21 protein-coding genes are annotated in these 23,219 nt (G+C 65.4%); 13 read left to right on the top strand and 8 right to left on the bottom strand.

What is annotated here, in order from left to right; translation table 11 throughout:
• Positions 1 to 130 precede the first annotated feature (130 nt).
• The 3 genes from pcsA (at position 131) to R3355_RS14015 (ending at position 2,166) form a co-directional block, all read left to right on the top strand.
• On the top strand, positions 131 to 841 hold the full coding sequence (gene pcsA / locus R3355_RS14005) for a phosphatidylcholine synthase (RefSeq protein ID WP_318961705.1): 711 nt from the start codon (positions 131 to 133) through the stop codon (positions 839 to 841).
• Between the two features lie 24 nt (positions 842 to 865).
• Complete coding sequence (locus R3355_RS14010; RefSeq protein ID WP_318949748.1) at positions 866 to 1,165, top strand: GIY-YIG nuclease family protein; 300 nt, start codon at positions 866 to 868, stop codon at positions 1,163 to 1,165.
• Positions 1,166 to 1,230: 65 nt separating this feature from the next.
• Positions 1,231 to 2,166, top strand: coding sequence for a glutathione S-transferase family protein (locus R3355_RS14015; RefSeq protein ID WP_318961707.1), 936 nt, complete (start codon positions 1,231 to 1,233; stop codon positions 2,164 to 2,166).
• 11 nt (positions 2,167 to 2,177) lie between these two features.
• On the opposite strand, the gene R3355_RS14020 is transcribed toward R3355_RS14015, so the two are convergent.
• From R3355_RS14020 to yjeH, 5 genes are all read right to left on the bottom strand, one after another.
• Entirely contained in the window at positions 2,178 to 3,092 is a 915-nt protein-coding gene (locus R3355_RS14020) for a DUF4344 domain-containing metallopeptidase (RefSeq protein WP_413243513.1), read from the bottom strand.
• Between the two features lie 113 nt (positions 3,093 to 3,205).
• A complete protein-coding gene (locus tag R3355_RS14025) occupies positions 3,206 to 4,027 on the bottom strand; it encodes a hypothetical protein (protein ID WP_318961709.1) in 822 nt (273 codons plus the stop codon).
• 3 nt (positions 4,028 to 4,030) lie between these two features.
• Positions 4,031 to 5,038 (bottom strand): nucleoid-associated protein YejK, encoded by a 1,008-nt coding sequence (gene yejK, locus R3355_RS14030; protein WP_318961710.1) that lies wholly within the window; start codon positions 5,036 to 5,038, stop codon positions 4,031 to 4,033.
• 92 nt (positions 5,039 to 5,130) lie between these two features.
• A complete protein-coding gene (locus R3355_RS14035; RefSeq protein WP_318961713.1) occupies positions 5,131 to 6,474 on the bottom strand; it encodes a TAXI family TRAP transporter solute-binding subunit in 1,344 nt (447 codons plus the stop codon).
• Positions 6,475 to 6,594: 120 nt separating this feature from the next.
• Positions 6,595 to 7,872, bottom strand: coding sequence for an L-methionine/branched-chain amino acid transporter (gene yjeH / locus R3355_RS14040; protein ID WP_318961714.1), 1,278 nt, complete (start codon positions 7,870 to 7,872; stop codon positions 6,595 to 6,597).
• A 128-nt stretch (positions 7,873 to 8,000) separates the two neighbouring features.
• Here yjeH and R3355_RS14045 point away from each other — a divergent pair, with 128 nt between their 5' ends.
• Positions 8,001 to 8,420, top strand: a complete 420-nt coding sequence (locus R3355_RS14045; RefSeq protein WP_318961715.1) for an Lrp/AsnC family transcriptional regulator — start codon at positions 8,001 to 8,003, stop codon at positions 8,418 to 8,420.
• 163 nt (positions 8,421 to 8,583) lie between these two features.
• On the opposite strand, the gene R3355_RS14050 is transcribed toward R3355_RS14045, so the two are convergent.
• Complete coding sequence (locus R3355_RS14050; protein ID WP_318949741.1) at positions 8,584 to 9,084, bottom strand: hypothetical protein; 501 nt, start codon at positions 9,082 to 9,084, stop codon at positions 8,584 to 8,586.
• A gap of 240 nt (positions 9,085 to 9,324) precedes the next feature.
• On the opposite strand from R3355_RS14050, the gene sbcD reads away from it, so the two are divergent.
• From sbcD to R3355_RS14065, 3 genes are all read left to right on the top strand, one after another.
• Positions 9,325 to 10,545: an exonuclease subunit SbcD gene (sbcD, locus tag R3355_RS14055; protein WP_318961717.1), complete on the top strand. Its 1,221-nt coding sequence runs from the start codon at positions 9,325 to 9,327 to the stop codon at positions 10,543 to 10,545.
• A complete protein-coding gene (locus R3355_RS14060) occupies positions 10,542 to 13,976 on the top strand; it encodes an AAA family ATPase (protein ID WP_318961719.1) in 3,435 nt (1,144 codons plus the stop codon). The genes sbcD and R3355_RS14060 overlap by 4 nt, the downstream gene beginning before the upstream one ends.
• A 113-nt stretch (positions 13,977 to 14,089) precedes the next feature.
• Entirely contained in the window at positions 14,090 to 14,890 is an 801-nt protein-coding gene (locus tag R3355_RS14065) for a transporter substrate-binding domain-containing protein (RefSeq protein ID WP_318961720.1), read from the top strand.
• Between the two features lie 71 nt (positions 14,891 to 14,961).
• Here the strand turns inward: R3355_RS14065 and R3355_RS14070 are convergent, their stop codons facing one another.
• On the bottom strand, positions 14,962 to 15,870 hold the full coding sequence (locus R3355_RS14070; protein ID WP_318961722.1) for a haloalkane dehalogenase: 909 nt from the start codon (positions 15,868 to 15,870) through the stop codon (positions 14,962 to 14,964).
• A gap of 196 nt (positions 15,871 to 16,066) precedes the next feature.
• Between R3355_RS14070 and R3355_RS14075 the strand changes: the two genes are divergently transcribed.
• Positions 16,067 to 16,492, top strand: a complete 426-nt coding sequence (locus R3355_RS14075; protein WP_318949640.1) for a potassium channel family protein — start codon at positions 16,067 to 16,069, stop codon at positions 16,490 to 16,492.
• A gap of 314 nt (positions 16,493 to 16,806) precedes the next feature.
• On the opposite strand, the gene R3355_RS14080 is transcribed toward R3355_RS14075, so the two are convergent.
• Positions 16,807 to 17,619, bottom strand: a complete 813-nt coding sequence (locus tag R3355_RS14080) for a substrate-binding periplasmic protein (protein WP_318961723.1) — start codon at positions 17,617 to 17,619, stop codon at positions 16,807 to 16,809.
• 175 nt (positions 17,620 to 17,794) lie between these two features.
• Between R3355_RS14080 and R3355_RS14085 the strand changes: the two genes are divergently transcribed.
• From R3355_RS14085 to R3355_RS14105, 5 genes are all read left to right on the top strand, one after another.
• Positions 17,795 to 19,162: a choice-of-anchor I domain-containing protein gene (locus R3355_RS14085; protein ID WP_318961724.1), complete on the top strand. Its 1,368-nt coding sequence runs from the start codon at positions 17,795 to 17,797 to the stop codon at positions 19,160 to 19,162.
• 248 nt (positions 19,163 to 19,410) lie between these two features.
• Complete coding sequence (locus R3355_RS14090; protein WP_318961726.1) at positions 19,411 to 20,331, top strand: ABC transporter substrate-binding protein; 921 nt, start codon at positions 19,411 to 19,413, stop codon at positions 20,329 to 20,331.
• A gap of 7 nt (positions 20,332 to 20,338) precedes the next feature.
• Entirely contained in the window at positions 20,339 to 21,505 is a 1,167-nt protein-coding gene (locus tag R3355_RS14095) for an ABC transporter permease (RefSeq protein ID WP_318961728.1), read from the top strand.
• Complete coding sequence (locus tag R3355_RS14100) at positions 21,502 to 22,446, top strand: ABC transporter ATP-binding protein (protein ID WP_318961730.1); 945 nt, start codon at positions 21,502 to 21,504, stop codon at positions 22,444 to 22,446. Before R3355_RS14095 ends, R3355_RS14100 begins: the two co-directional genes overlap by 4 nt.
• Complete coding sequence (locus R3355_RS14105; RefSeq protein ID WP_318961731.1) at positions 22,446 to 23,201, top strand: ABC transporter permease; 756 nt, start codon at positions 22,446 to 22,448, stop codon at positions 23,199 to 23,201. The genes R3355_RS14100 and R3355_RS14105 overlap by 1 nt, the downstream gene beginning before the upstream one ends.
• Positions 23,202 to 23,219: the final 18 nt, after the last annotated feature.

The raw sequence follows: 23,219 nt of genomic DNA on the forward strand, positions 1-23,219 counted from the left end.
CAGCGACTTCAGGCGCAGCTTGTAAACCTGGACTATTCGTTGAATGAAGGGCCGTGGCTGAACGCGGCTTAACCGAGTGCAGTTGTCCTTCAACTGCCTGCCAAGAGCCAGTCCGTCAGGAAGCCTGATCATGAGTGTAATGTCGCTATCCGCAAGCGAAGCCAAGGCCTGGAGCGTACACGCCGTCACCGCCAGCGGGGTGATTCTGGCCTTGCTGGCCTTGCTGGCCGTGCTCGATGGTCACCCACAAGTCTGTCTGCTCTGGTTGGGGGCGGCGCTGTTGGTGGACGGCCTGGATGGCACCCTGGCGCGCAAATTCGACGTCAAGGTGGTGTTGCCGCACTTCGATGGTTCGACCCTGGACCTGGTGATCGACTACCTCACCTATGTGTTCATCCCGGCGATCTTCGTCTATCGCTTCATCCCTTTGCCCGAATACAGCCTGCTGCTGTCGGTCGGGGTGATCCTGCTGTCGTCGTTGTTCTGCTTCTGCAACCTCAACATGAAGAGCAAGGACAACTACTTCATCGGCTTTCCGGCGGCCTGGAACGTGGTGATTGTCTATCTCTATCTGCTGGACTTCGCGCCCTGGCTGAGCCTCGTCACCATCCTGGTGCTGGCGGGCCTGACCCTGACCAAGATGAAGTTTCTCCACCCGTTTCGGGTCAAGCAATTCATGCCGCTGAATATCGGCGTGACCCTGCTGTGGATGGCCGCCTGTGCCTTGCTGATAATGCAGTACCCACTCAACCAGAGCTGGCTGCTGCTGGTCTGGGGGCTGGCCAGCGTCTATTTCGTCGCTATCTGCCTGTGGCGCACGGCCCGCGAATGGTTGGCTTGAAGCTGTGCATGGGCGCTGTCGGCGATGACTGAAGCTATGGACAAAGCCTGGTTCGTCTACCTGGTGCGGGCGCAGAACGGCGCGCTGTATTGCGGTATCAGCGACAACCCGCAGCGGCGTTTCGCCCAGCATCAGAGCGGCAAAGGCGCGCGCTTCTTCTATTCCAGCCCGGCGACGGCGCTGGTCTATATCGAAGCCTGCGCGGGCAAGGGCGACGCGTTGCGCCGGGAACGGGCGATCAAACGCCTGGGCAAGCCGGCCAAGGAAGTGCTGGTGGCCGGCGGAAGTCTTATCGCTGTGGCTGATGGCGCGCTATCAGGCTGAGCGGGTAGGCCGCAATGGGCTGCACAGGTAAGCTGGCTGCTTTCTGAATAGCTGCGGAGCCTGTCATGCACGAGTTGATCCTGCACCATTACCCCACCTCGCCGTTTGCCGAAAAGGCACGCCTGATGCTGGGCTTCAAGCAATTGTCCTGGCGCTCGGTGCTGATCCCCGCGGTGATGCCCAAGCCGGATCTGACCGCCTTGACCGGCGGCTACCGCAAGACCCCGGTGCTGCAGGTCGGTGCCGACATCTATTGCGATACCGCACTGATCGCCCGGCGCCTGGAGGCGGAAAAAGCCACGCCGGCGCTGTTCCCCGAAGACCAGGAATTCAATGTTGCCAGCTTCGCCCAGTGGGCTGACGCGCTGGTGTTCCAGCATGCGGTGAGCCTGGTGTTCCAGCCGGAGTCGGTGGCCGTGCGCTTCGGCAAACTGCCGCCCGAGGCGATCAAGGGTTTCCTGGCCGACCGCGCCGGGCTGTTCAGTGGCGGCAGCGCCAGCCGCCTGCCGCTGGAGCAGGCCAAGCACCAATGGCCGGTGCTGATGAGCCGTTTGCAACAGCAACTGGAGCGCGAGCAGGGCGACTTCCTGTTCGGCGAGCCGTCGCTGGCCGACTTCGCCATGGCCCACCCGCTGTGGTTCCTGCGCGGCACCCCGGTGACCGCGCCGCTGGTTGACGAGTATCCGGCAGTGGCGGCCTGGCTCGGTCGGGTGCTGGGTTTCGGCCATGGCTCGCACAGTGAGATGAGTGGCGAAGAGGCCGTGGCGATTGCCCGTGACGCAACCCCGGCGGACCTTCCCGACGAGGCATTGACTGATCCCAATGGCTTCGAGGTCGGCCAGCGGGTGGCCATTGCGGCCATCGATTACGGTGTCGACCCGGTCGAGGGCGAGTTGCTGTTCAGTGGCAGCGAAGAGTTGATACTGCGCCGCGAAGACCCGCGTGCCGGGGTTGTGCATGTGCACTTCCCGCGCCTGGGTTTCCGCATCGAGGCGCGCTGAGGCGCGCTTGCCTACGGCCTGCGACAGCTGTCGCAGGCTTGCAAGGCCGCCTGGCGCAGGCGCGGCAACTGCACGGCAAGCAGCTGAAAATGCGCCAGGCGTTCGTAACACAGCATCAGTTCGCCGCCGGTGCGGCTGTACCAGGCGTCTGGTGCGCCGCAGTTGGCCAGGCGCAGCACCAGGTCACGGGGCAGGCGGTACGTCTCGCTGGCGCGGGCGGCGATGGCCTCCACCTCGCCCGAGTGGCGGATCTGTTCGAGCAGACGCTGACTCTCTTCCAGGCGCAGGCTCGGTGGCTCGTAGATCACCTGGATACGATGCTCAACCGGCTCGCCCGGACGGCGGCCGTGTTGTTGCTCGACCCAGGCCAGGGCCTTGCGCACCTGGGCGTATTCCTGGTCGCAGTAGAGGGCGCGCTCCACCGGCAAGCCGGTGATCTTGGGCACCCATTCCAGCCGATCCGGATCGCTGCCATAGATCAGGCAGGCCAGATTGTAGAAACGCTGGGCGTCGAGTCCATGGCTGGCCCAGGCGAACACTTGCTCATGCTCCGGTTTCGCCCGTTGCCATTCCAGCCGCCAGTAATCGGCGATGTCCAGCAGTTTGGCGTAGAAGTCGGCGTCGCGCAGACGCCCGGAGGCGAGGAACAGGCTGATGAAACCGAGTTGATCGGCGGCATCCTCCTCGCGGCCGAGCACCGGAAGACTCAGCTCGGCGATCAGCAGGTGGCCCATCTCGTGCGCCAGGGTGAACTCGGCATTCACGGCGACGAAGCGTGCACTGTCGCTGCGCAGTGCTTCCGGTGGCGGTTCTTCAGTGGCCATGCTCGCCGCGCCGATCAGTAGCAGTGCCAGGCATAGCGTGGCGCGCACAACCAGGCGGCGACCCAGAGTCGCCAGGCTGGGGTGGCTGCAGGGCGGTTTCATCCCCGGCTCCTCTCGGCAGACGGTAGAACCATTACTTCTGACTCTAGCAGCCTGTGGGGGCTTGGGGCTGAGCGTGTGGACGCGGCTGCAGCCGCGGCTAAAGCGCAGTGGCGCTAGTCCGCATCCAGCAGGTCGGCCGCCGTGAAGGGCGGCGGGCGCTGCGGCCATTCGAGCTGCAAACGCTCGAACTCGCGGGCCAGCAGGCTGGCCAGCAGCCAGTCGCGCAGCCAGCGGTGCTCGGCCGGGATCACATACCAGGGCGCCGATTGGCTGTGACTGGCCGTCAGCAGTTCGCTCCAGCGGTGCTGGCGCTGAGCGTATTCGCGGTAGGCCCGGAGATCGCTGGGACGCAGTTTCCAGCGTTTGTCCGGGCGCTGCAGGCGCTGCAGCAGGCGCGCCTTCTGCTCGTCACGGGAGATCTGCAGGTAGCATTTGAGCGGATGCAGGCGCTGTGCCGGCAGGCCCGCTTCCAGGTCCAGCACGCGCTGCAGGCGCGCCGGCAGCTCGGCGGCGCCGATCAGGCCGTCGAACAGATCGCTGGCCAGGCCTTCGTAGTAACTGCGGTTGAACACCCCGAGCAGTCCGGGGGCGGGCAGCCGCTGCCGATAGCGCCAGAGAAAATCATGGCGTCGCTCGCAGGCATCCGGTTGCTTGAAACTGTGCAGGCGCAGGCCTTGCGGGTCGATGCTGTTGAGTACGCGCCTGATCACGCCGTCCTTGCCGGCGCAGTCAGGGCCTTGCAGCACCAGCAGCAGGGCATCCTGGCCGTTGGCCCAGAGCCGCCGCTGTTGGTCGTTGAGCCAGGCGCGCAGTTCGGGCAGGGCCAGTTGCGCGGTCTTTCTGTCCAGGCCGAAGTCGCGCGCCGGATCCTGGGCAAACGGCGCCGCCGGATCGAGCCGGCAATCGTCGAGAACACAGTCGGGCAGGCGTGACATGGCTCAGTCTTTGCGACGTTTCAGCTGGTCGGTCAGTTGGGTCGGCAGGTTGCGGATGATCAGGGTGCCCTGGCTCTCGTCGTATTCGACTTTCGAACCGAGCAGGTGGGCCTCGAAGCTGATCGACAGGCCTTCGGCGCGACCGGTGAAGCGCTGAAACTGATTGAGGGTGCGCTTGTCCGCCGGGATCTCCGGAGACAGGCCGTAATCCTTGTTGCGAATGTGTTCGTAGAAAGCCCGCGGACGCTCCTCGTCGATCAGCCCGGACAATTCCTGCAAACCCATGGGCTCACCGATCTTGGCCTGGCTGCTGGCGTAGTCGACCAGGGTCTTGGTCTTTTCGCGGGCCGCTTCTTCCGGCAGGTCCTCGCTTTCGACGAAGTCGCTGAAGGCCTTGAGCAGGGTGCGGGTTTCGCCCGGGCCGTCGACGCCTTCCTGGCAGCCGATGAAGTCACGGAAGTACTCCGAGACCTTCTTGCCGTTCTTGCCCTTGATAAAGGAGATGTACTGCTTGGAGTTGGCGTTGTTCTGCCATTCGGAAATGTTGATCCGCGCCGCCAGGTGCAACTGGCTCAGATCCAGGTGTTTGGCCGCAGTGACGTCCAGCGCCTCGTTGACCGCCACGCCTTCGCTGTGATGCAGCAGGGTGATCACCAGGTAGTCGGTCATGCCCTGCTGGTAGTGGGCGAACAGCACATGGCCGCCGGTGGACAGGTTGGATTCCTCCATCAGCTTCTGCAGATGCTCGACCGCCTGGCGGCTGAAGGCGGCGAAGTCCTGGCCATCGTCGAGGTAATGCTTCAGCCAGCCGCTGAACGGGTAGGCGCCGGACTCCGGGTGAAACAGGCCCCAGGCCTTGCCCTGCTTGGCGTTGTAGCTCTCGTTGAGGTCGGCGAGCATGTTCTCGATGGCCTGCGAGGCGCCCAGCTCGGTGTCGCGGGCATGCAGCACGGCGGGGGTGCCATCGGGTTTCTTGTCGATCAGGTGGACGATGCAGTGGCGGATCGGCATGGGCGGTCTCTTGATGCGTTAAGCGTTGGGCAGACGCTGGCAGAGTGGCTGCTGGCAATGGTCTGGCAATGGTCTGGCAATTGCCGCGCAGTTTACCCGACGGAGTCGCTCGCGGTCGCCCGGCGCTTTTGCAGGGTACGCAGCCGCTCGATCACATAGCGCAGGTGCACGTGCAGCTCGTACAGCTCGTTAGAGTAGGACAGCGGCACCTCGACCTTGGCCAGTTCGTCTTCCAGCTGTTCCAGGCGCTCGACTTCGGTGTCCAGGCGATCCGGCAGGGTGCCGGCATCGAGTTGCCGGTCGATCTCGCGCAGGTGCTTGTACCAGCGGTAGATGCGCGCGCGGATGCGCCAGCGATAGAGCGGGCCGACTGCCTTGAGCAGCGGGATCAGCACCACCAGCAGGGGAATCAGCAGGATGATGTAGCGGTCGGCCAATGAGGCGATGCGAAACGGCAGGTAGCGTTGCAGCAGCGGCGGGCCGTTCTTGTAGTAGTGCTCGGCGTCGCCGGACAGGGTGAAGGTCCGCGGTTCGGCGCTGGGAAAGGCGCCGGCCTGGTCCAGCAGGCTGCCGTTCTTCATCACCTCACGCGTGGCCTCCAGAACCAGCGGCACCAGGCCGGGATGGAAACCCCGGTTGATCACCAGGGTGGCGACCGGCGAGAGGGTGACGGTGGTCTGTGGCGGGCTGTTCTGCGCCAGGTTGAGCAGTCCTTCGTCGATGGTTACGCGTTTGAAAAATGGCAGGCGCGCCTCGTAGGCGGCGGCGCGGCGAAAGTTGGCCAGGCTCAGTTCGGGGTTGGCAGCCAGCTGTTGCACTCGGGTGTTTTCCGCCGGGCCGACGAAGAAGGCGGCGTCCAGCTCGCCGGTGATCAACGCGCTGGCGGCCTTGTTGCCGCCCAGGCTCTGCCAGGTAGTGGGGTATTGCGCGGGATCGATCGCGTTGGCGTCGAGGATGGCCTCGGTCGCGGCCCGGGTGCCACTGCCTGCAGTGCCCAGGGCCAGGCGTAACGGCAGCAGGTCGGCGATACGATCGAGGCTGATGTCCTTGCGGTGGAACAGCCACAACGGTTCCTGATAGACCGCGCCCAGGCTGTGCAGGCGGGCATTGTCGGCGGCGTCGAGCTGGCGCTCCAGGCCACTTTGGACCAGGGCGATCTCGACCTGGGCATCCTCCGCCAGCAGCCGTTCGAGGTTGTCCCGCGAGCCGGCGCTGGGCACCAGGGTCAGCTCGAAGCCTTCCCTGGCCAGCTCCTGCTTGAGCTTCTCGGCGAAGATCCGGTAACCGCCGCCCTCGGCGCCGGTGGCCATGCTGGCGCTCATCGGCGGCGGCGGGGCGACGAAATAGAACACCGCGCCAATCAAGGCCGCCACTACCGGGACTATCCACAGGTTGGCCAGGAGCATGATCTTCAGGTCTTTGAGCACGCGGTGCATGTGGCTTCCTTTCGACATTCTTTGCCCAAGGATAGAGGCAGGCGGCGTGCGCGGTCACCTTTGTAATCGGAGGAATTGGCTGTAGGCGCGAATTTATTCGCGCCTACAGCTACAGGTTGCTCAGGCCGGAGGTGGGGTTTCGCCCAGCAAGCGGCGCGAGCGCAAACTGCGGCCGTAGTCGAGCAGCGCCAGCAAGGCAAACAAACCCAGGGCATACCCGGCATCGCCGCCGAGCATGACCAGCACCAAGGCGCAGAGCAGCGTGCTGAAGCCGGCCAGCCAGCGCCAGATGCCTTTGAGCAAGACTGCGCCGGCGGCCATGCTCAGCAGGTAGATGACCACGAAGTTGCCGTTGGCGTAGCGGATCAGGTCGTCCACCGAGAGGTTCAGCAGGCCGGCCAGGCTGGCGCACAGGGCGCAACTCAGGACCACCAGCAGCAGGGCGCGGGCGGGTACGCCGTGGTGGTTGCGCCGGGCCAGACGGGCCGGCAGTTTGCCTTCCTCGGCCAGGCTCCAGATCAGCCGGGCGAAACCCTGGATATAGACGTTGATCGAGGCGAAGCAGGCCAGGTAGCCGACTACCGCGATCAGCCAGCGCGCGCGCTCGCCCAGCAGCAGATCGAACAGGCGCGGCAGCGAGGCGGCGTCGCTGTGCACATTGCCGTAAGCCTGAAAGCTCAGCACCGCCACCGAGCACGCCCAGTACACCAGGCCAGCGAGCAGTACACCGAACAGCAGGGCCAGGGGAAAGTCGCGTGCGGGATTCTTGAATTCCTCGCCCATATGGGTGAAGGCCTCGATGCCGACGAAACACCAGAACATCACCCCCAGCGCGGCGGGCAGCAGGTGCCAGGAGCCCGCGATGGGCGGCAGCAGCGGCTGGCTGCTCAGGGGTAAGTCGCCGGCCCACCAGATCAGCCCGACGCTGCCGACGATCGCCACGGCGATCAGGCCCTGCACCAGCCCCGAGGCCTTGGCTGGCCGCTGGCCGAGCAGCAGGATGGCGCCCAGGGTGGCGAGCTGGACGGCCAGCGCCTGGCTGCGATCGAGGTCGACCACGGCCTGCCAGAAGCCGCTGGCGATATTCAGCGCCGCCGGCAAGCCGACCGGCAACACGGCGAGGAACAGCAGAGCGCTGAGACGTTCCATGCGCGGGCCGAAGGCGCGCCCGATCAGGTGCGGCGCACCGCCGGCATGGGGATAGTGACGACCGAGTTGGGCGAAGGTAAAGGCGATCGGCAGCACCAGGGCGATGAGGATCATCCAGGCCCACAGCGAGGCCTCGCCCGCCGCAGTGGCGGCCAGCGCCGGAACGACGAAAATCCCGGTGCCGAGCAGGGAGGTGCTCAGCAGACCGATGCCTTGCAGCAGGCTCAGCTCTTGGTTCAGGCGGCTCATGTTGTATGCTCTGACGTTTCGTTCGCCATCATAATTCGCCCGCCTGCTGCAGGATGCTGGCGAAGCGTCGGCTTTGTCCGACGAACTGGCGGAATTGACCGGCAAATTGCCTTTTTCCGAGAGCCCAAGTGGACAAGTTCGATCAGCAGATCCTCGCCCTGTTGCGCGCCGATGCGCGCGTGCCGGTGAGCCAGATTGCCCGCGCAGTCAACCTGTCGCGTTCGGCGGTGAGCGAGCGCATTCGCCAGCTGGAGCAGCGCGGCATCATCAGCGGCTACCACGCCCAGGTCGCCCCCCCGGCCGATGCCGGGATCAAGGCCTACCTGGAGTTGTTCTACCAGGGCGGGCGCTGCGAAAACTACGTGGAGCGCATGCGCAGCTTCAGTGAAGTACGCCGCTGCAGCGGCATCAGCGGCGAGACCGACATGCTGGTGTATATCGAAGCCGCCTCGATGCAGCGCTTCAGCGAGATCCGCGGGGAGATCGAAAACTACCCCGGCATGCAGAAGGTCAAGACCCATATGGTGGTCAAGGATTGGGCGATGTGATCAGGCTTATGCGCATCCTCCATCCCTGCGGTTGGCGACTCGGTTAGAAAATCCGCGAGGCCCAGTGCCAAGTATTTGCGCCTGGCTGATCTTGACGTGATGGGGTAAGTGGAAGGGCGCATTAAGGAAGGGATGCGGCCGGAGGGGATTCCGGCCGGTGGGCTCAGTTGATGGGGATCAGTTGCTCGCGCAGGTGCTCCGGCACCTGATCCAGTGTCATCAAGGTCAGGCTGTCGGCCGCTTTTGCGTCAGCTGTTAGCGGTGCCAGGGTGGCGGCAGTATCTTCCGGCAGCTTGTACATGGCACCTGTCGCGGGATCGACGGCGAGCATGCCGATCAGGCCACCAAACAGGATGTTGCCCCAGTACCAACCATCCAGGCTGGTGTTCAGCGTGGTTTGCTGAGCGGTAAAGCCTTCCTTGCGAAAGGCAATGGTGTACACCTCGCCTTTGAAATAACCAGCACCCGACTTGAGGGTAACGCTGCCTGGTGTGGTGCCCGAATGGATCACCTGGCCAGCACGGTTACGGACTTCGAAGTTGGCGCCGGCAGGCGTGCTGGAAATGCTGACTGGGTACTGCGAGTCACTGATGATGCTGGCGCAGCCACTCAGAATGGCGAGTGCAGCTGGGATCAAGGCGAATCGAAAGTTGAGTTTACGCATTTCAGTAGTGCTTCCCTTTGTGTTGGATGGGTCCTTTGCCCGCGAGCGGGCGGGGCGATCTTAGGGCGTGTCTTGGTCATGCGCAATATCAAAGTGATATCATTGCGGGTCGTCATAGATATCGAATGATCTGCTCGGGGCGTGTTGCCCGCGGCAGTCGCGGACGATTTGCGCTCGGCCTGAGAAAAATGACATGGTTTGTACTTTTACCCGCCGTCCAGCTAAGGGCACTGCTTGAGCATGCGCATCCTCCATACCTCCGACTGGCACCTCGGCCAGCACTTCATGGGCAAGACCCGCCAGGCCGAACACCAGGCCTTCTGCGCCTGGCTGATCGAGCAGGTGCGCGTGCATGAGGTCGATGCGCTGCTGATCGCCGGCGATATCTTCGACACCGGTGCGCCGCCCAGCTATGCCCGCGAGCAGTACAACCGCTTTATCGTCGAGCTGCGCGGCAGCGGTTGCGAGCTGGTGGTGCTCGGCGGCAACCACGATTCGGTGGCCATGCTCGGCGAGAGCAAGACCCTGCTGGCACAGCTGGATACCCGGGTGATCCCCGGCGTTTGTGCGGATCTGGCCGAGCAGCTGCTGGTACTGAAAAAACGCGATGGCACGCCCGGCGCGCTGCTCTGCGGCATTCCCTTTATTCGCCCGCGCGATGTGCTGCAGAGCCAGGCCGGGCAGAGTGCGCAGGACAAGCAGCTGTCGTTGCAGCAGGCCATCCAGCAGCATTACCAGGCGCTGTATGCCCTGGCCGAGGCTAGGCGCGCGGAGCTGGGCGGCGAGCTGCCGATCATCGCCACGGGGCACCTGACCACGGTCGGCGCCAGCGCCAGCGAGTCGGTGCGCGAGATCTATGTCGGCAGTCTGGAAGCCTTCCCCACCAGCGCCTTCCCGCCGGCCGCCTATATCGCCCTGGGCCATATCCACCGGCCGCAGAAGGTCGGCGGCCTGGAGCATATCCGCTATTGCGGCTCGCCGATCCCCTTGAGTTTCGATGAGGCCAGGCAGCAGAAGGAGGTGTTGCTGGTTGAGCTGGATGGCGGTGGCTTGCGTGACATCAGCGCCTTGCCGGTGCCGCGTTTTCAGCCGTTGCTGTCCGTGCGCGGCTCGCTCAAGGAGCTGGAACAGGCGATCGCCGAGGCCGCGCAGCAGGGCAGCAGCGCGTTGCCGGTATGGCTGGAGGTGCAGGTGAGCAGCGATGACTACCTCAGCGATTTGCAGCAACGCATCGCCGCGTTGTGCGAGGGCCTGCCGGTCGAGGTGCTGCGCATCCGCCGCGAGCGCGGCAATGCCGTAGCCGCGCTGCAGGGCCAGGCCAAAGAAACCCTGGACGAGCTGAGCGTGGAGGAAGTGTTCGCCCAGCGCCTGAGCAGCGAAACCCTGGACGATGCGCAGCAGGCACCCTTGCTCGCCTTGTACCGCCAGGTGGTTGGCGAATTGCGCGAGGGCGAGGCATGAAGATCCTCAGCCTGCGTCTGAAGAACCTCAACTCGCTGAAGGGCGAGTGGAAGATCGATTTTACCGTCGAGCCGTTCAAGGACAACGGCCTGTTCGCCATCACCGGGCCGACCGGTGCCGGCAAGACCACCCTGCTCGACGCCATCTGCCTGGCCCTGTACCACCGCACGCCGCGCATGAGCAGTGTGTCGGCCAGCGCCAACGAACTGATGACCCGGCACACCGGCGATTGCCTGGCCGAGGTCGAATTCGAGGTCAAGGGCGCGCGCTACCGGGCGTTCTGGAGCCAGCGCCGCGCCCGCGACAAGGCCGGCGGTGCATTGCAGGCGCCCAAGGTGGAACTGGCGGCGGCCGATGGCACCATCCTCACCGACAAGATCAACGAGAAGCTGCGCGAGACCGAGCGCCTCACCGGCCTGGACTTCGAGCGCTTCACCAAGTCCATGCTGCTGGCCCAGGGCGGTTTCGCCGCCTTCCTCGAGGCCAACGCCAACCAGCGCGCCGAGCTGCTGGAAGAGCTGACCGGCACCGATATCTACGGGCAGATTTCCCAGCGCGTGTTCGAGCAGACCCGTGAGGTCAAGATCGCTCTCGATCAGCTGCGCGCCCGCGCCGAAGGCGTCGAGCTACTGGGCGAGGAGCAACGCGGCGAACTGCAGGGCGAAGCCGAACGCCTGGGCGCCGCAGACACCCGCCTGCAGGCCGAACAGGCCGAACTGCAGCGCCAGCGCCAATGGCGCGACGAGTTGGCCAAGGCGCACAGCCAGCAACACAGCGCGGCGCTGGCCGAGCAGCGTGCCCAGGACGAATTGCAGGCCGCTCAGGTGCAGCTGACACAACTGGCCGCCAGCGAGCCGGCAGCAACGTTGCTGCCGGTCCATCGCGACTGGCAGCAGGCGCAGCAGGCCGTGCGCCAGAGCGAGAAGGCCTTGCAGCAGACCCGGGCCGAGCAGCAGCAGGCCGCGCAACGCATCGGCGAATGCCTGTGGCAGGCCCGCCAGTTCAGTCAGCAACTGCTCGGCGAGCGGCAGCAGGCGCGCGACCATCTGGCCGCGCAGCGCCAGCAACTGGAGACCCGCCTGGCCGAGCAGGCGCAACACGGCCGGCTCGGTGAGCAACTGGGCGCCTGGCGCAGCCAGTTCGCGGCGCGGCAGCAGTTGGACGCGGACCTCGGCCAGCTCGACAACCGCCAGCAGCAGACCGTGCAAGCCGTACAGGCGTTGCAGATAGGGTTGGCCGAGCAGGCCACCCGGTTGAGTGGCGAACAGGCGCGCCTGCTTGCCGCGCAGCGAGCGGAAGGCGATCAGCAGCGGCAACTCGATGACCTGCTGGCCGGGCGCAGCGAGGCCACCCTGCGCGAGCGCTGGCAACTGCTGCACCGCCACAGCGGTCTGCTGGCCCAGCTCAAGCAGCTGGCCGCCAGTCGCCAGCAGCTGGACGAACAGCAAGTGCAGCTGGACGCCACGCTGGGCGGGTTGCACGGCCAGCACGCCGCCAAGGATGCCGAGGTGATGGCCCTGCGCGCGCGCTACAAGGAGGTGCAACAGCAGGTGCGCGACCAGGAAAAACTGCTGGAGCAGGAACAGCACATCCAGGCCCTGGAAAGCTACCGCGCCCAGTTGCAGGAAGGCGAAGCCTGCCCGCTGTGCGGCTCCCACCAGCACCCGGCGATTGCCGCCTACCAGGCGCTGGACGTCAGCGCCACCCAGCAGGCCCTGCTGGCGAAGAAGGCCGAGCTGGAAGCCCTGACCTCCAGCGGTCAGCGCCTGGCCAGTGAACTGGCGACCCTGGCCAGCCAGCTCGAACAGCACCGGCAACAGCTGCAACGCAACCGCCAGGAGCACGATCAGCAGGGCGAGCGCTGGCAACAGTTGACCGAGCAGCTCGGCAGCGCGCTGGCCGATACGGCGGCCCTGACCGAATACGAAGGGCAGCAGGCGGCCGAACTGGATGCGATCCAGCGCAGCCTCGAGCAACTCGATCGGCTCAAGGTAGCGCTGGAGGGCGCGCGCAGGGTGCGCCAGCAACTCGAGCAGAGCTGCGCCACCATGCAGCAACAGCAGGCGTTGGCCAGCCAACAGTTGCAGCATCAGGACAGCCAACTGGCGGACATCGCCATGCGCCTGGAGCAGCTGCAGCGCCAGCGCAGTGAACGCGACAGCAGCCTGAGCGAGGAACTGGCCGCATTCGGCTACAGCTTGCCGAGCGACGGCGCCGCCTGGCTGCGCGAGCGTGAAACGCAGTGGCACAGCTGGCAGCAGGCGCAACAACAGCGTCAGCAACTAGAGGGCGAGCAGCGCGAACTGGAACACGCCCTCGACGTTGCCCGCGAACTGCACGGCAACTGGCTGCAGCGTTGGGCGGCACTGCAGCAGGCCGAGCCACCGCCACTGGCCGCGGTTACCGATGCGCTGGCCGCCCTGCAGCAAGCCGAGGCGCGGCTAACCCAGGAGCACAGTCGTCAGCAGCAATTGCACGGCTCCCAGCAGACCCAGGCGCAGCGGCTGAGCGAGGATCAGCACGACCTGCAGGCCAAAGCGCAGCAGTGGGCGTCGGCCCTGGTCGCCAGCCCGTTCGGCGACGAGGGCGCCTTCCAGGCCGCGCTGCTCGACGAGCAGCAGCGCGGTGCGCTGGTTCAGCTCAAGGAGCGTCTGCATAAATCCCTGGCCGAGGCCCAGGCGCTGAAAAGCGCCGCCGACCAACAGTTGGCCGCCTTGCAGGCCAATCCGGCCAGCGAACTCGAGCGCGAACAGCTCGAAGAGCGCCTGCAGCTGCTCGGTGCCGAGTTGAAAACCCTGACCCAGCGCCAGGGCGAAATCCGCGCGCAACTGCAGGGCGACGAGGTGCGGCGGCAGAATCAGCAGAGCCTGTTCGCCGAGATTGCCGCCAAGCAGGGCGAGTACGACCTCTGGCAGCAACTCAACAGCCTGATCGGCTCGGCCGACGGCGCCAAGTACCGCAAGTTCGCCCAGGGTTTGACTCTCGATCACCTGGTCTACCTGGCCAACCAGCAACTCGAACGCCTGCACGGCCGCTACCAGTTGGCCCGGCGCGGCAGCGGCGAACTGGAACTGGAAGTGATCGACACCTGGCAGGCCGATGTCGCCCGCGACACCAAGACCCTGTCCGGCGGCGAAAGCTTCCTGGTCAGCCTGGCGCTGGCCCTGGCGCTGTCCGATCTGGTCAGCCACAAGACCAGCATCGATTCGCTGTTTCTCGACGAAGGCTTCGGCACCCTCGACGGCGAAACCCTGGAAATCGCCCTGGATGCCCTCGACAGCCTGAATGCCAGCGGCAAGATGATCGGCGTGATCAGTCACGTGGAAGCGATGAAGGAGCGGATTCCGGTGCAACTGAAAGTGCACAAGGGCGTGGGCATGGGCTATAGCGGGCTGGACCGGCGCTTTGCCGTGCCCGCTCGGGGCGATTGATCTGCAGCAACGTGGCTGGGCCATGCTTATATCTATACTTGCCGCATCTCAGGAAGAAGGTGCCCGGCTACCCAGGGCAGGCAACCCTCGTTACGCTTATGGAGCAATGCGCATTGGCCAAGGCCTTTTTCTGTTTTGTCCTGGGGTGTCTACTTTCAGGCGTGCTGCCAGCTGCCGCCGCCGTTTCTGCCGATGCCTCGGCGCTGAAGCTGTGCTACGAGGATCAGGATTCCTACCCCTGGGTAATGAGCGACGGGACCGGCCTCAACCTGCAGTTGCTCGGCCTGGTCGAGCAGGCCCTGGCACTGCGTTTCGAGTTCGTCCCGGTGCCCTGGAAGCGTTGCCTCTCCGGCCTTGAACGGGGGATTTACGATGGCGCCTTCGCCTCCAGTTACAAGGCCGAACGTCTGACCCTCGGCCGCTACCCGCTGGACGACGACGGTCGCCTGGATGAGCGCAAGCGCCTGCATACCTCGAGCTATGCCCTGTACCGGCGCAAGGACAGCCAGGTGGGCTGGAACGGCAAGGAGTTCCGTCAGTTCGATGGTCGCATCGGTTCGCTGAGTGGTTTCTCCATCGTCGACTTTATCCGCGAGCATGGCGCAGAAGTGGATGAAACCAGTCGCGATCCTCTGGCACTCCTGCAGATGCTCCGCCATGGTCGGGTGCAGGCGGCGGCCCTGCAAAGCCTGCGCGCCGATTTTCTCCTGCAGGCCCACCCGCAGTTGGCGGCAACGATCGAGAAGGTAAAATTGCCGCTCGAGGAGAAGGCCTATTACCTGATGCTGTCCAATGCCTTGGTGTTCGCCGATGCGGCCCTGGCGCTGGCCATCTGGAGCGAGATCGAACGCCAGCGCGAGTCGCTGGCCTACCAGGCGCGCGTGCAGGTGTTTCTTGCCCAGCCCGGGACTTGAACGTTGCCGCGGATTGCATCCGGGTTTCGCCTTCCCCCTGATCCTTGGCAACCGCTTGTAGCGCTCCGTGGCTAGGGGTTGGCGGCAATGAACGCCACCACCACTTCGGCGAGCCGTTCGCCCTGGTCTTCCTGGAGGAAGTGGCCGGCACCGGCGATGGTGGTGTGGGCCTGGCCGCGGGTACCGGGGATCAGCTTGTGCATCAGCTTGTCGCCGCCAGCGGTGATCGGGTCCGAGTCGCTGAAGGCAGTCAGGACGGGTTTCTGCCACTGGCCGAGCACCTGCCAGGCGGCTCGGTTCTGTGCGCTGGCCGGGTCGTCCGGGGTGATCGGCACCAGCAACGGGAACTGGCGTGCACCTTCCTTGTAGCGTTCGTCCGGATAGGGCGCATCGTAGGCGTCGATCACCGCCTGGGGCAGGGGCGTGACGGTACCGCCCTTGATCACCCCGCCGGCGGGGAATACCGGCACCTCCTGGGAGAACTGCTGCCACTTGAGGAACGCTGCGCCGGGCTGGTGATCGCCGGTCGGCAGCATGGTGTTGGCGGCTACCACCCGGGCGAAACGCTCGGGATTTTCCGCCGCCAGGCGCAGGCCGATCAAACCGCCCCAGTCCTGGCAGACCAGGGTGATGCGCTCGAGCCGTAACTGGTCGAGCAGCGCCTGCATCCAGTCGACATGACGCTGGTAGCTGTAGTCCCGGCGCCGGCTTGGTTTGTCGGAACGGCCGAAACCGACCAGGTCGGGGGCAATCACCCGGTGCCCGGCGGCGACCAGGATGGGGATCATCTTGCGGTACAGGTAGCTCCACGACGGCTCGCCATGCATCAGCAGCACGGGATCGGCGTGGTGCGGGCCTTCATCGAGGTAGTGCACGCGCAACTGACCGCCTTCACCGTCATCCACCAGCAGGTAGTGGGGTGCGAAATCGTAGCCGGGCAGGTCGCGGAAACGGCTATCGGGGGTTCGCAAAAACTCCATGGTTGTTTCCTCTTTGGGGCGAAGGAGTCAGCCTGCTCTTGGCAAGCGCTGCTGGACAGCGAATCAGCTGTGCTGAATATCGGTGCATTACTTGGGGGGCGTGTCCGTGCAAAATGCTCAAGCGGGCCGCCGGCTATGGAGCGAGGACTGCCGCCAGCTGCTAAAGCTAGTACAACCATTCAACGCAGGATTGCCAGTGATCATCGTCTTTCTAGTTAATACCCTGATCGTGATAACCGCGGTCATCATCCACTACGAGTTCCTGTTTCGGCTGACCCTGCTGCTGCCGCGCATTCAGGTGCGCCATCGCTTTCGCATCGTGCTGGGGGTCGGTGGCGCTCTGCTGGCCCATGCGGTCGAGGTGTGGATATTCGCCATCGCCTACTACCTGATGCACCGCGCCGATGGCTGGGGCTACCTGGAAGGCAACTTCAACGGCAGCTTTATGGACGCTGTGTATTTTTCCTTCACGATCTTCACCACTCTCGGCTTCGGCGATATCCAGCCGCACGGTGATCTGCGTTTTCTCACCGGCATCGAATCACTCACCGGGCTGGTGCTGATTACCTGGAGCGCGTCATTTCTTTTCGTCGAAATGCAGCGCTTCTGGAATCCCCGATAGCGCGGGGCGTTGCCGCGCCGTCATTTTTGCTGAGCGGCTTGCCCGTTGGTGACCGCTGCCGGGCAGGCGCGTGATCACTGCGGGTGCTGACGAGCATCGCCAATGGCCGTACCCCCGGTTACGCCTCCTGCAGCCGCCGCTCTCGGACATTTTTCAAGCTGGCCGGCTCCGTCACGCGTATCGGTGGTGGTCTGCTGGCAGGCTGTCCGAACATACGGTTTTTGTAGGTTGGGCCGGGCCGCGTAGGCCGGGGCGCATGGGCTTCGCTCTGCGAAGCCCAGCGGGCTGCTAGCGGGCGGTGCGCGCGCTAGGCGTTACGGCTCTGCCGAGTCGGCCTCTAGCTCGCTTGCCTGGACTGGCGTCTGCTGATAGTGGCCCGCCTGCAGATCGCGGAAATACTGCTCATAACGGCCGCTGTCGCGATACTGCTGCAGGCGGCGGTTGAAGCGTTCGCGCAGCGCCGGACTGCCCGCGAGCTGCTTGGGGAACATCAGGTAGCTGAGGTTGTTCAGGAGTGGCTTGGGGTGGTGGGTGATCTTGGCGATGTCGGCCGGGGTGAAGTCGCTGTGCAGCGCGGCGTAGCCGACGTTGATTTCCTGCGGGTAGAGCACGATGCGTTCCCTGAGCAGTTTCTCGAAGTTCTGCATGTCGCTGGAGACCCGCTCCATGCGCACTTGTCCGGTGCTCAGGAACGCATCGAATTTGGCGCCGTAGCTGTATTTCAGGCCGCCACCGAGGGTCATGCCGGTCAAGTCGTAGGGGCTGCGCCAGTCGAACGGGAAACTTTTCAGGTGGAAAAACACGAACTGTTCGTCGAGCAGCGGCGCGCTGTAGAGGAAATCGGCCTCGCGTTCGTTCTTGTGCATCCACACCGCGCTGGCGTCGAATCTGCCGGCGGCCGTTGCCGCATAGGCACGCGGCCAGGGCAGGAACTGGAAACTGACGCGATAGCCTTCGTCGGCGAACAGGTCGCTGATCAGATGGGCGATGACCCCGTTGTGCTTGAGGTTGGCAGACAGGTAGGGCGGCCAGTCGCCGACGCTGATGCTCAGCGCCTGCTGTTCGGCGGCCTGAGTGTTCAGGCACAGCAGCAGACAAAGGCTCGAGCACAGTCTCTTGCAGTTCATCCATGACTCCAGTCAGTGAGAAGGCGGCCACTGCAGATGGCCGCTTGGCAAGTGGCGGGTCAAGCCTGGTGGGGGGCGTTCAGTCGCCGCTGAGGTGTCATCAAGGCGTCACTTGGGCTGCACAGACTGCTGCGGATTTTTCCATTTATCCATTTTCTGCAAAAGGATAGTTGCCATGCTGCGTATTTCCGCCCTGTGTGCGCTGTGTGTTCTGGCCCCGTTGGCCGACGCGCTGGAATTGAAACCATTGTCAATCTACCAGAGCGGCTTCCCTGCCGGAACCGAGATCGTCAGCGTGCAGGCATCCAGCATGCGGGTGATCGTCTCCAACAGCAGCCAGGGGCTGGTGGATATTCTCGCGCTCGACCCCGACAAGGGCCTGAGCCGGGTGGCCCGGCATCAGTTGCTGGGCGAGGGCGCTGGCGAGATGACGGCGGTGGCATTCCATCCCGGCGAGGATTTTTTCGCGGTCTGCGTGCGCGCCAGCGACGGCCTGAGCAACGGCCGGGTCGAGTTCCGCGCGGCAGGCGATGGCAAGCTGCTGGGCAGCGTGAAGGTCGGTGTGTGGCCGGACAGTCTGGCCTTCTCGCCGAACGGCGAATTCGTGGTGGCGGCCAACGAGGGCGAAGGTTATGTGCGCGATGGCGAGGGTTTGCGCAGCGGTGAGGGTTCGATCAGCCTGATCGACCTGCGCCAGGGCCTGGCCCAGGCTCGGCACAGTCTGATCGGGTTGCCGGATCTGGCCGGCGTCGAGGGGGCGACCCAGGCGGCGCACCAGCGTCTGCTGGAGCGGGTGATCGATGGTGAAGAGCTGAAGATTCCGTTCGGCACCGGCCCTGAGCATATCGAGCCGGAATACGTGGTCTTCAGCCCGGACGGCGCGCGCGCCTATGTCAGCCTGCAGGAGAACAACGCCATCGCCGTGGTCGATGTGCTGCAGGGCCGGCTGCAGCAGGTGTTCGGTCTGGGCACGGTGCGGCATGCGGCGGATCTGGCCGACGACGGCCGCTACGCGCCGAGCGCCGAATTGTTCGCCCTGCGTGAACCGGACGGCATCGCCGTGAGTGCCGATGGCCGCTATCTGCTGAGCGCCGACGAGGGCGATAGCGATCCCAAGGCGTCCAAGACCAAGGCCGGCCTGCCGACAGGGGGCGGGCGCACCGTCAGCGTGTTCGATGCCTTCAGCGGCAAGCTGCTCGGCGACACCGGCAGCCAGCTCGACGATATGGCGGCCAAGGCCGGTGTCTATCCGGATCAGCGCAGCCCGAACAAGGGCAGCGAACCGGAAGGCGTGGTCAGTTTCGATGCGTTCGGCAAGCGCCTGGCGGTGGCTGCCCTGGAACGCGCCGATGCGCTGGCCTTGATCGATCTGGATCGACCCGCGCAGCCGCAGGTGCTTCAGGTGCTGGGTGTCGAGGAGGGTGCCGGCCGGGGCGCGCTGGCACCTGAAGGGCTGGCGCATGTCGAGCACGGCGGTCGGCATTTCCTCGTCAGTGCCCAGGAGAAGAGCGGCAACGTCGCGCTGTTCGAGTTGCTCGAATAGGTCGCTGTCCCGCTGCCGCCATCCTGCCGTGCCACCGCACTACGGGCGCGGCCCTGGCCTGGGGTATCGGAGAATCCTCTGTAGGCGCGGTTCCATCGGCGAACTGCCCGGCTGCCGTGCAACGCCTACGGCGGGCCGGCGCCTGGTCGGCTCTGCAAGCAGATGCGCGGCGGCCAATCAGACGGCGCGGCTGTCATTGCCCGGCTGCATCTTCTACGCTTTGGTCAAACCAACAGGGTGGATAAACCATGTCTTTACTGGGCAAACAATTGGGTCGTGTGCTTGCGCTGCTGGCGCTCTGTGGGGTGCTGGGGGCCGCGCAGGCGCAATCGACTGTGGTGGTCGCCTCCAAGATCGATACCGAGGGCGCGGTGCTGGGGCAGTTGATCTATCAGGCGCTCAAGCGTGGCGGGGTGCCGGTTGAGGATCGCACCCAGCTCGGCGCCACCAACATCGTGCGCAGTGCCCTGATCGCCGGTGAGGTCGGCATCTACCCGGAGTACACCGGCAATGGCGCATTCTTTTTCGACAGCGCCGACAGCAGTCTGTGGAAAAACGCCGAACAGGGCTACGCCAAGGTCAAGGCGCTGGACCTCGAGGCCAACCAACTGGTCTGGCTGCCGCCGGCCAACGCCAACAACACCTGGGCCATGAGCGTACGCGGCGACCTGGCGCGCGCCCATGGTCTGCAGACGCTGGACGACCTGGCCCGCTACCTGGCGGACGGCGGCGTCTTCAAGTTCGCCGCCAGCGCCGAGTTCGTCGAGTCGCCGACGGCGTTGCCGGCTTTCCAGCAGGCCTACGGCTTCACCCTGACGTCCGAGCAGTTGTTGATCCTGGCCGGTGGCAATACCGCGGCGACCATCCGCGCCGCGTCCTTGCAGACCAACGGGGTCAATGCGGCCATGACCTACGGCACCGATGGCGGCCTGAGCGCCCTCGACCTGCTGGTGCTGGAAGACACCCGCGGCGTGCAGCCGGTCTATCAGCCGGCACCCGTGGTGCGCGCGGATGTGCTCGAGGCCTACCCGCAGATCGCAGGGATTCTCCAGCCGATCTTCGCCGCCCTGGATCTGCAGACCCTGCAACGGCTCAATGGCGAGGTGGCGGTGCAGGGTGCCGAGCCGGCGCAAGTGGCGGCGGCGTTCCTCGACAGCCTGGGCCAATGATGCCGGCATGAACCTGCCACTGCCGAGCAATAGAGCCATCCCGGTGCTGGCGCTACTGGCGCTGGCACTGCTGTGGAGCCTGGACTTCGTCAGCATCCAGCCCAACCGCATCGCTCCGGGCAATGGCCTGGGACTGCTGGCCGCTCTGGGGCCGAGTTGGGCGCTGCTGCTCACGGGGTCGCTGCTGACCTGCGCGTGGTTGGCGTTGCGGCCGCCGCGTCCGGGCTACTGGCCGATCCTGGCGATCGTGCTGCTGCTGTTGCTGCAATTACCCCTGAGCCTGGCCTGGAGCATAGGGCGCCACATAGGCGCGGACCTGCCCTACGCGCGGGTCGGCATTGGCGCCGGTTGCTGGAGCCTACTGTTTCTGCTCGGCTTGCTGCTGATCGAACTGCAGCAGCGCCTGCGTCTTGCGCGCGTCTGGCTGCTTGGTGGTGCCGTCGCCCTGGCTGTGCTGCTGGGCTGGCTGGCCCAGCAGGATTGGCTGGAGCCGCTGGCGTTGCTGCGCGAGTACCAGTCACGCCGCAGCCAGTTCGCCGCTGCCTTGTCCAGCCACCTGGCCCTGGTGGGCGCTGCGGTGGGCTTGAGCCTGCTGTTCGGCGGCGCCATCGCCCTGTTGCTGCAGCGTTATCCGGGGGCGCACAAGGGCAGCATCGGTCTGCTCAGTTTTATCCAGACGATTCCCAGCCTGGCGCTGTTCGGTCTGCTGATCGCGCCGCTGAGTTACCTGTCGGCGCAGTTTCCCCTGCTCCAGCAGCTGAATATCCGCGGCATCGGCTGGGCGCCGGCGCTGCTCGCCCTGATCGCCTACAGCCTGCTGCCGATCGTGCGCAACACCTGCGTCGCCCTGCAGGAGGTCGAGGCCGGCGTGATCGAGTCAGCCCGCGGCATGGGCATGAGCCCCGCCCAGGTGTTCCTCCAGGTGCGCCTGCCGCTGGCCATGCCGTTGATCATCGAGGGCGTGCGGGTCACCAGCATTCAGGCGATCGGCCTGACCGCAGTGGCGGCGCTGATCGGCGCGGGCGGCTTCGGCACCTTTATCTTCCAGGGCCTGGGCCAGTCGGCGATGGACCTGATCATCCTCGGCGCCTTGCCCATCATCGTCCTGGCGCTGCTGGCGGACGGCCTGTTCAGCCTGCTGGGCGAACGTTTTTCCAGCGGAGTGAGGCGATGATCGAGCTGTGCAACGTCAGCAAGCTGTTTGACCAGACCCGGGCGGTTGACGATATCTCCCTGACCGTGCAAACCGGCGAGCTGTGCGTGCTGGTCGGCACCTCCGGCTGCGGCAAGTCGACCACTCTGCGCATGATCAACCGCCTGATCGGGCACTCGGCCGGCAGCATCCGCATCGATGGCCGGGACATCGAACGGATCGACCCGCAGCAACTGCGCCGCGGCATCGGCTATGCGATCCAGAGCACCGGCCTGTTTCCACACTGGACGGTGGCGCGCAACATCGCCGTGGTGCCCCGCCTGCTCGGCTGGCCGGCCGCCCGCATCCGCCAGCGGGTCGAGGAACTGTTGCAGTTGCTCGAACTGGCGCCGGCCGAGTTCGCCGACAAGTACCCCAGCCAGCTGTCGGGCGGCCAGGCCCAGCGGGTCGGCGTGGCCCGCGCCCTGGCCGGCGACCCGGACATCCTGCTGATGGACGAACCCTTCGGCGCACTCGACCCGATCACCCGTGAGAGCCTGCAGAACGAGCTGTTGCGCATCCAGTCGCAGGTGCGCAAGACCATCGTTTTCGTCACCCATGACATGGACGAGGCGCTCAAGCTGGCCAACCGCATCGTGGTGATGAACAAGGGGCGGATCGTCCAGCAGGACAGTCCGCAGGCGCTGCTGGCCAAACCGGCCAATGCCTTCGTCGAGAACCTGCTCGGCGGCCAGGAACGCGGCCTCAAGCAGGCCGGGCTGCTGCACGTGGCCGCGCTGATGCAGGCGCTGGCCACGGCCGCCGCGCCGGCCGCCGGGCCCAGGATCAAGGCCACGGACACCCTGCGCCAGGCGCTGTCGCTGATGCTCTGGCACCGCTGCAGCAGCCTGCCGGTGATCGATGAGCAGGGCCGGCAGGTCGGCGTGCTGCAGTTGGATGCGCTGATGAGTCGGCCCCAGTGATGGCGGGTTCGTCTGGGCGCCTGAGCGGTTGCTGGTCGCCGCTGCTGTGGCTGGCCCTGCTGCTGGCGGCGGCGCTGGGGCTGGCCGAGCTGGACGGGCTGTTTCGCCTGATCGAGCCGGACAGCCGCACGGTGATCTACGGCCGCGCCGCCTTTATCGACCTGCTCGGCAGCCATCTGCTGCTGGTGGCGCTGGCGGCCTGCGTCTCCAGCCTGGTCGGGGTGGGCGCGGCGATCATGGTGACCCGGCCCTGGGGCGAGGATTTTTTGCCGCTGGTCAGCCAGGTTGCCTCGATCGGCCAGACCATACCGCCGGTGGCGGTGCTGGCCCTGGCGGTGCCGGCGCTCGGCTTCGGCAGCGGGCCGACCCTGTTCGCCCTGATGCTCTATGGTCTGTTGCCGATCCTGCGCAACAGCCTGGCGGGCCTGCGCGGCATCGATCCGGCGGTGCTGGAGGCGGCGCGCGGCATGGGCATGGCGCCGCTGCAGGTACTCTGGCGGGTGGAATTGCCGCTGGCCCTGAACGTTATCCTGGCCGGCATCCGTACCTCTGTGACCATCAATATCGCCACTGCGGCCATCGGCTCCACCATCGGCGCCAGCACCCTGGGTGACCCGGTGATCTCGGGGCTGGTGACCGGCAACACGGCCTTTATCCTGCAGGGCGCGATCCTGATCGGCCTGCTGGCCGTGGCGGTCGACAGCCTGTTCGAGCAGCTGCAACGGCGAGCGCCGGGAACCCGCCAGGCAAAGTGAATGGCATTTTCGTAGCCC

The organism is Pseudomonas sp., from assembly GCF_033723075.1.
In the GTDB taxonomy this organism is placed as follows: domain Bacteria; phylum Pseudomonadota; class Gammaproteobacteria; order Pseudomonadales; family Pseudomonadaceae; genus Aquipseudomonas.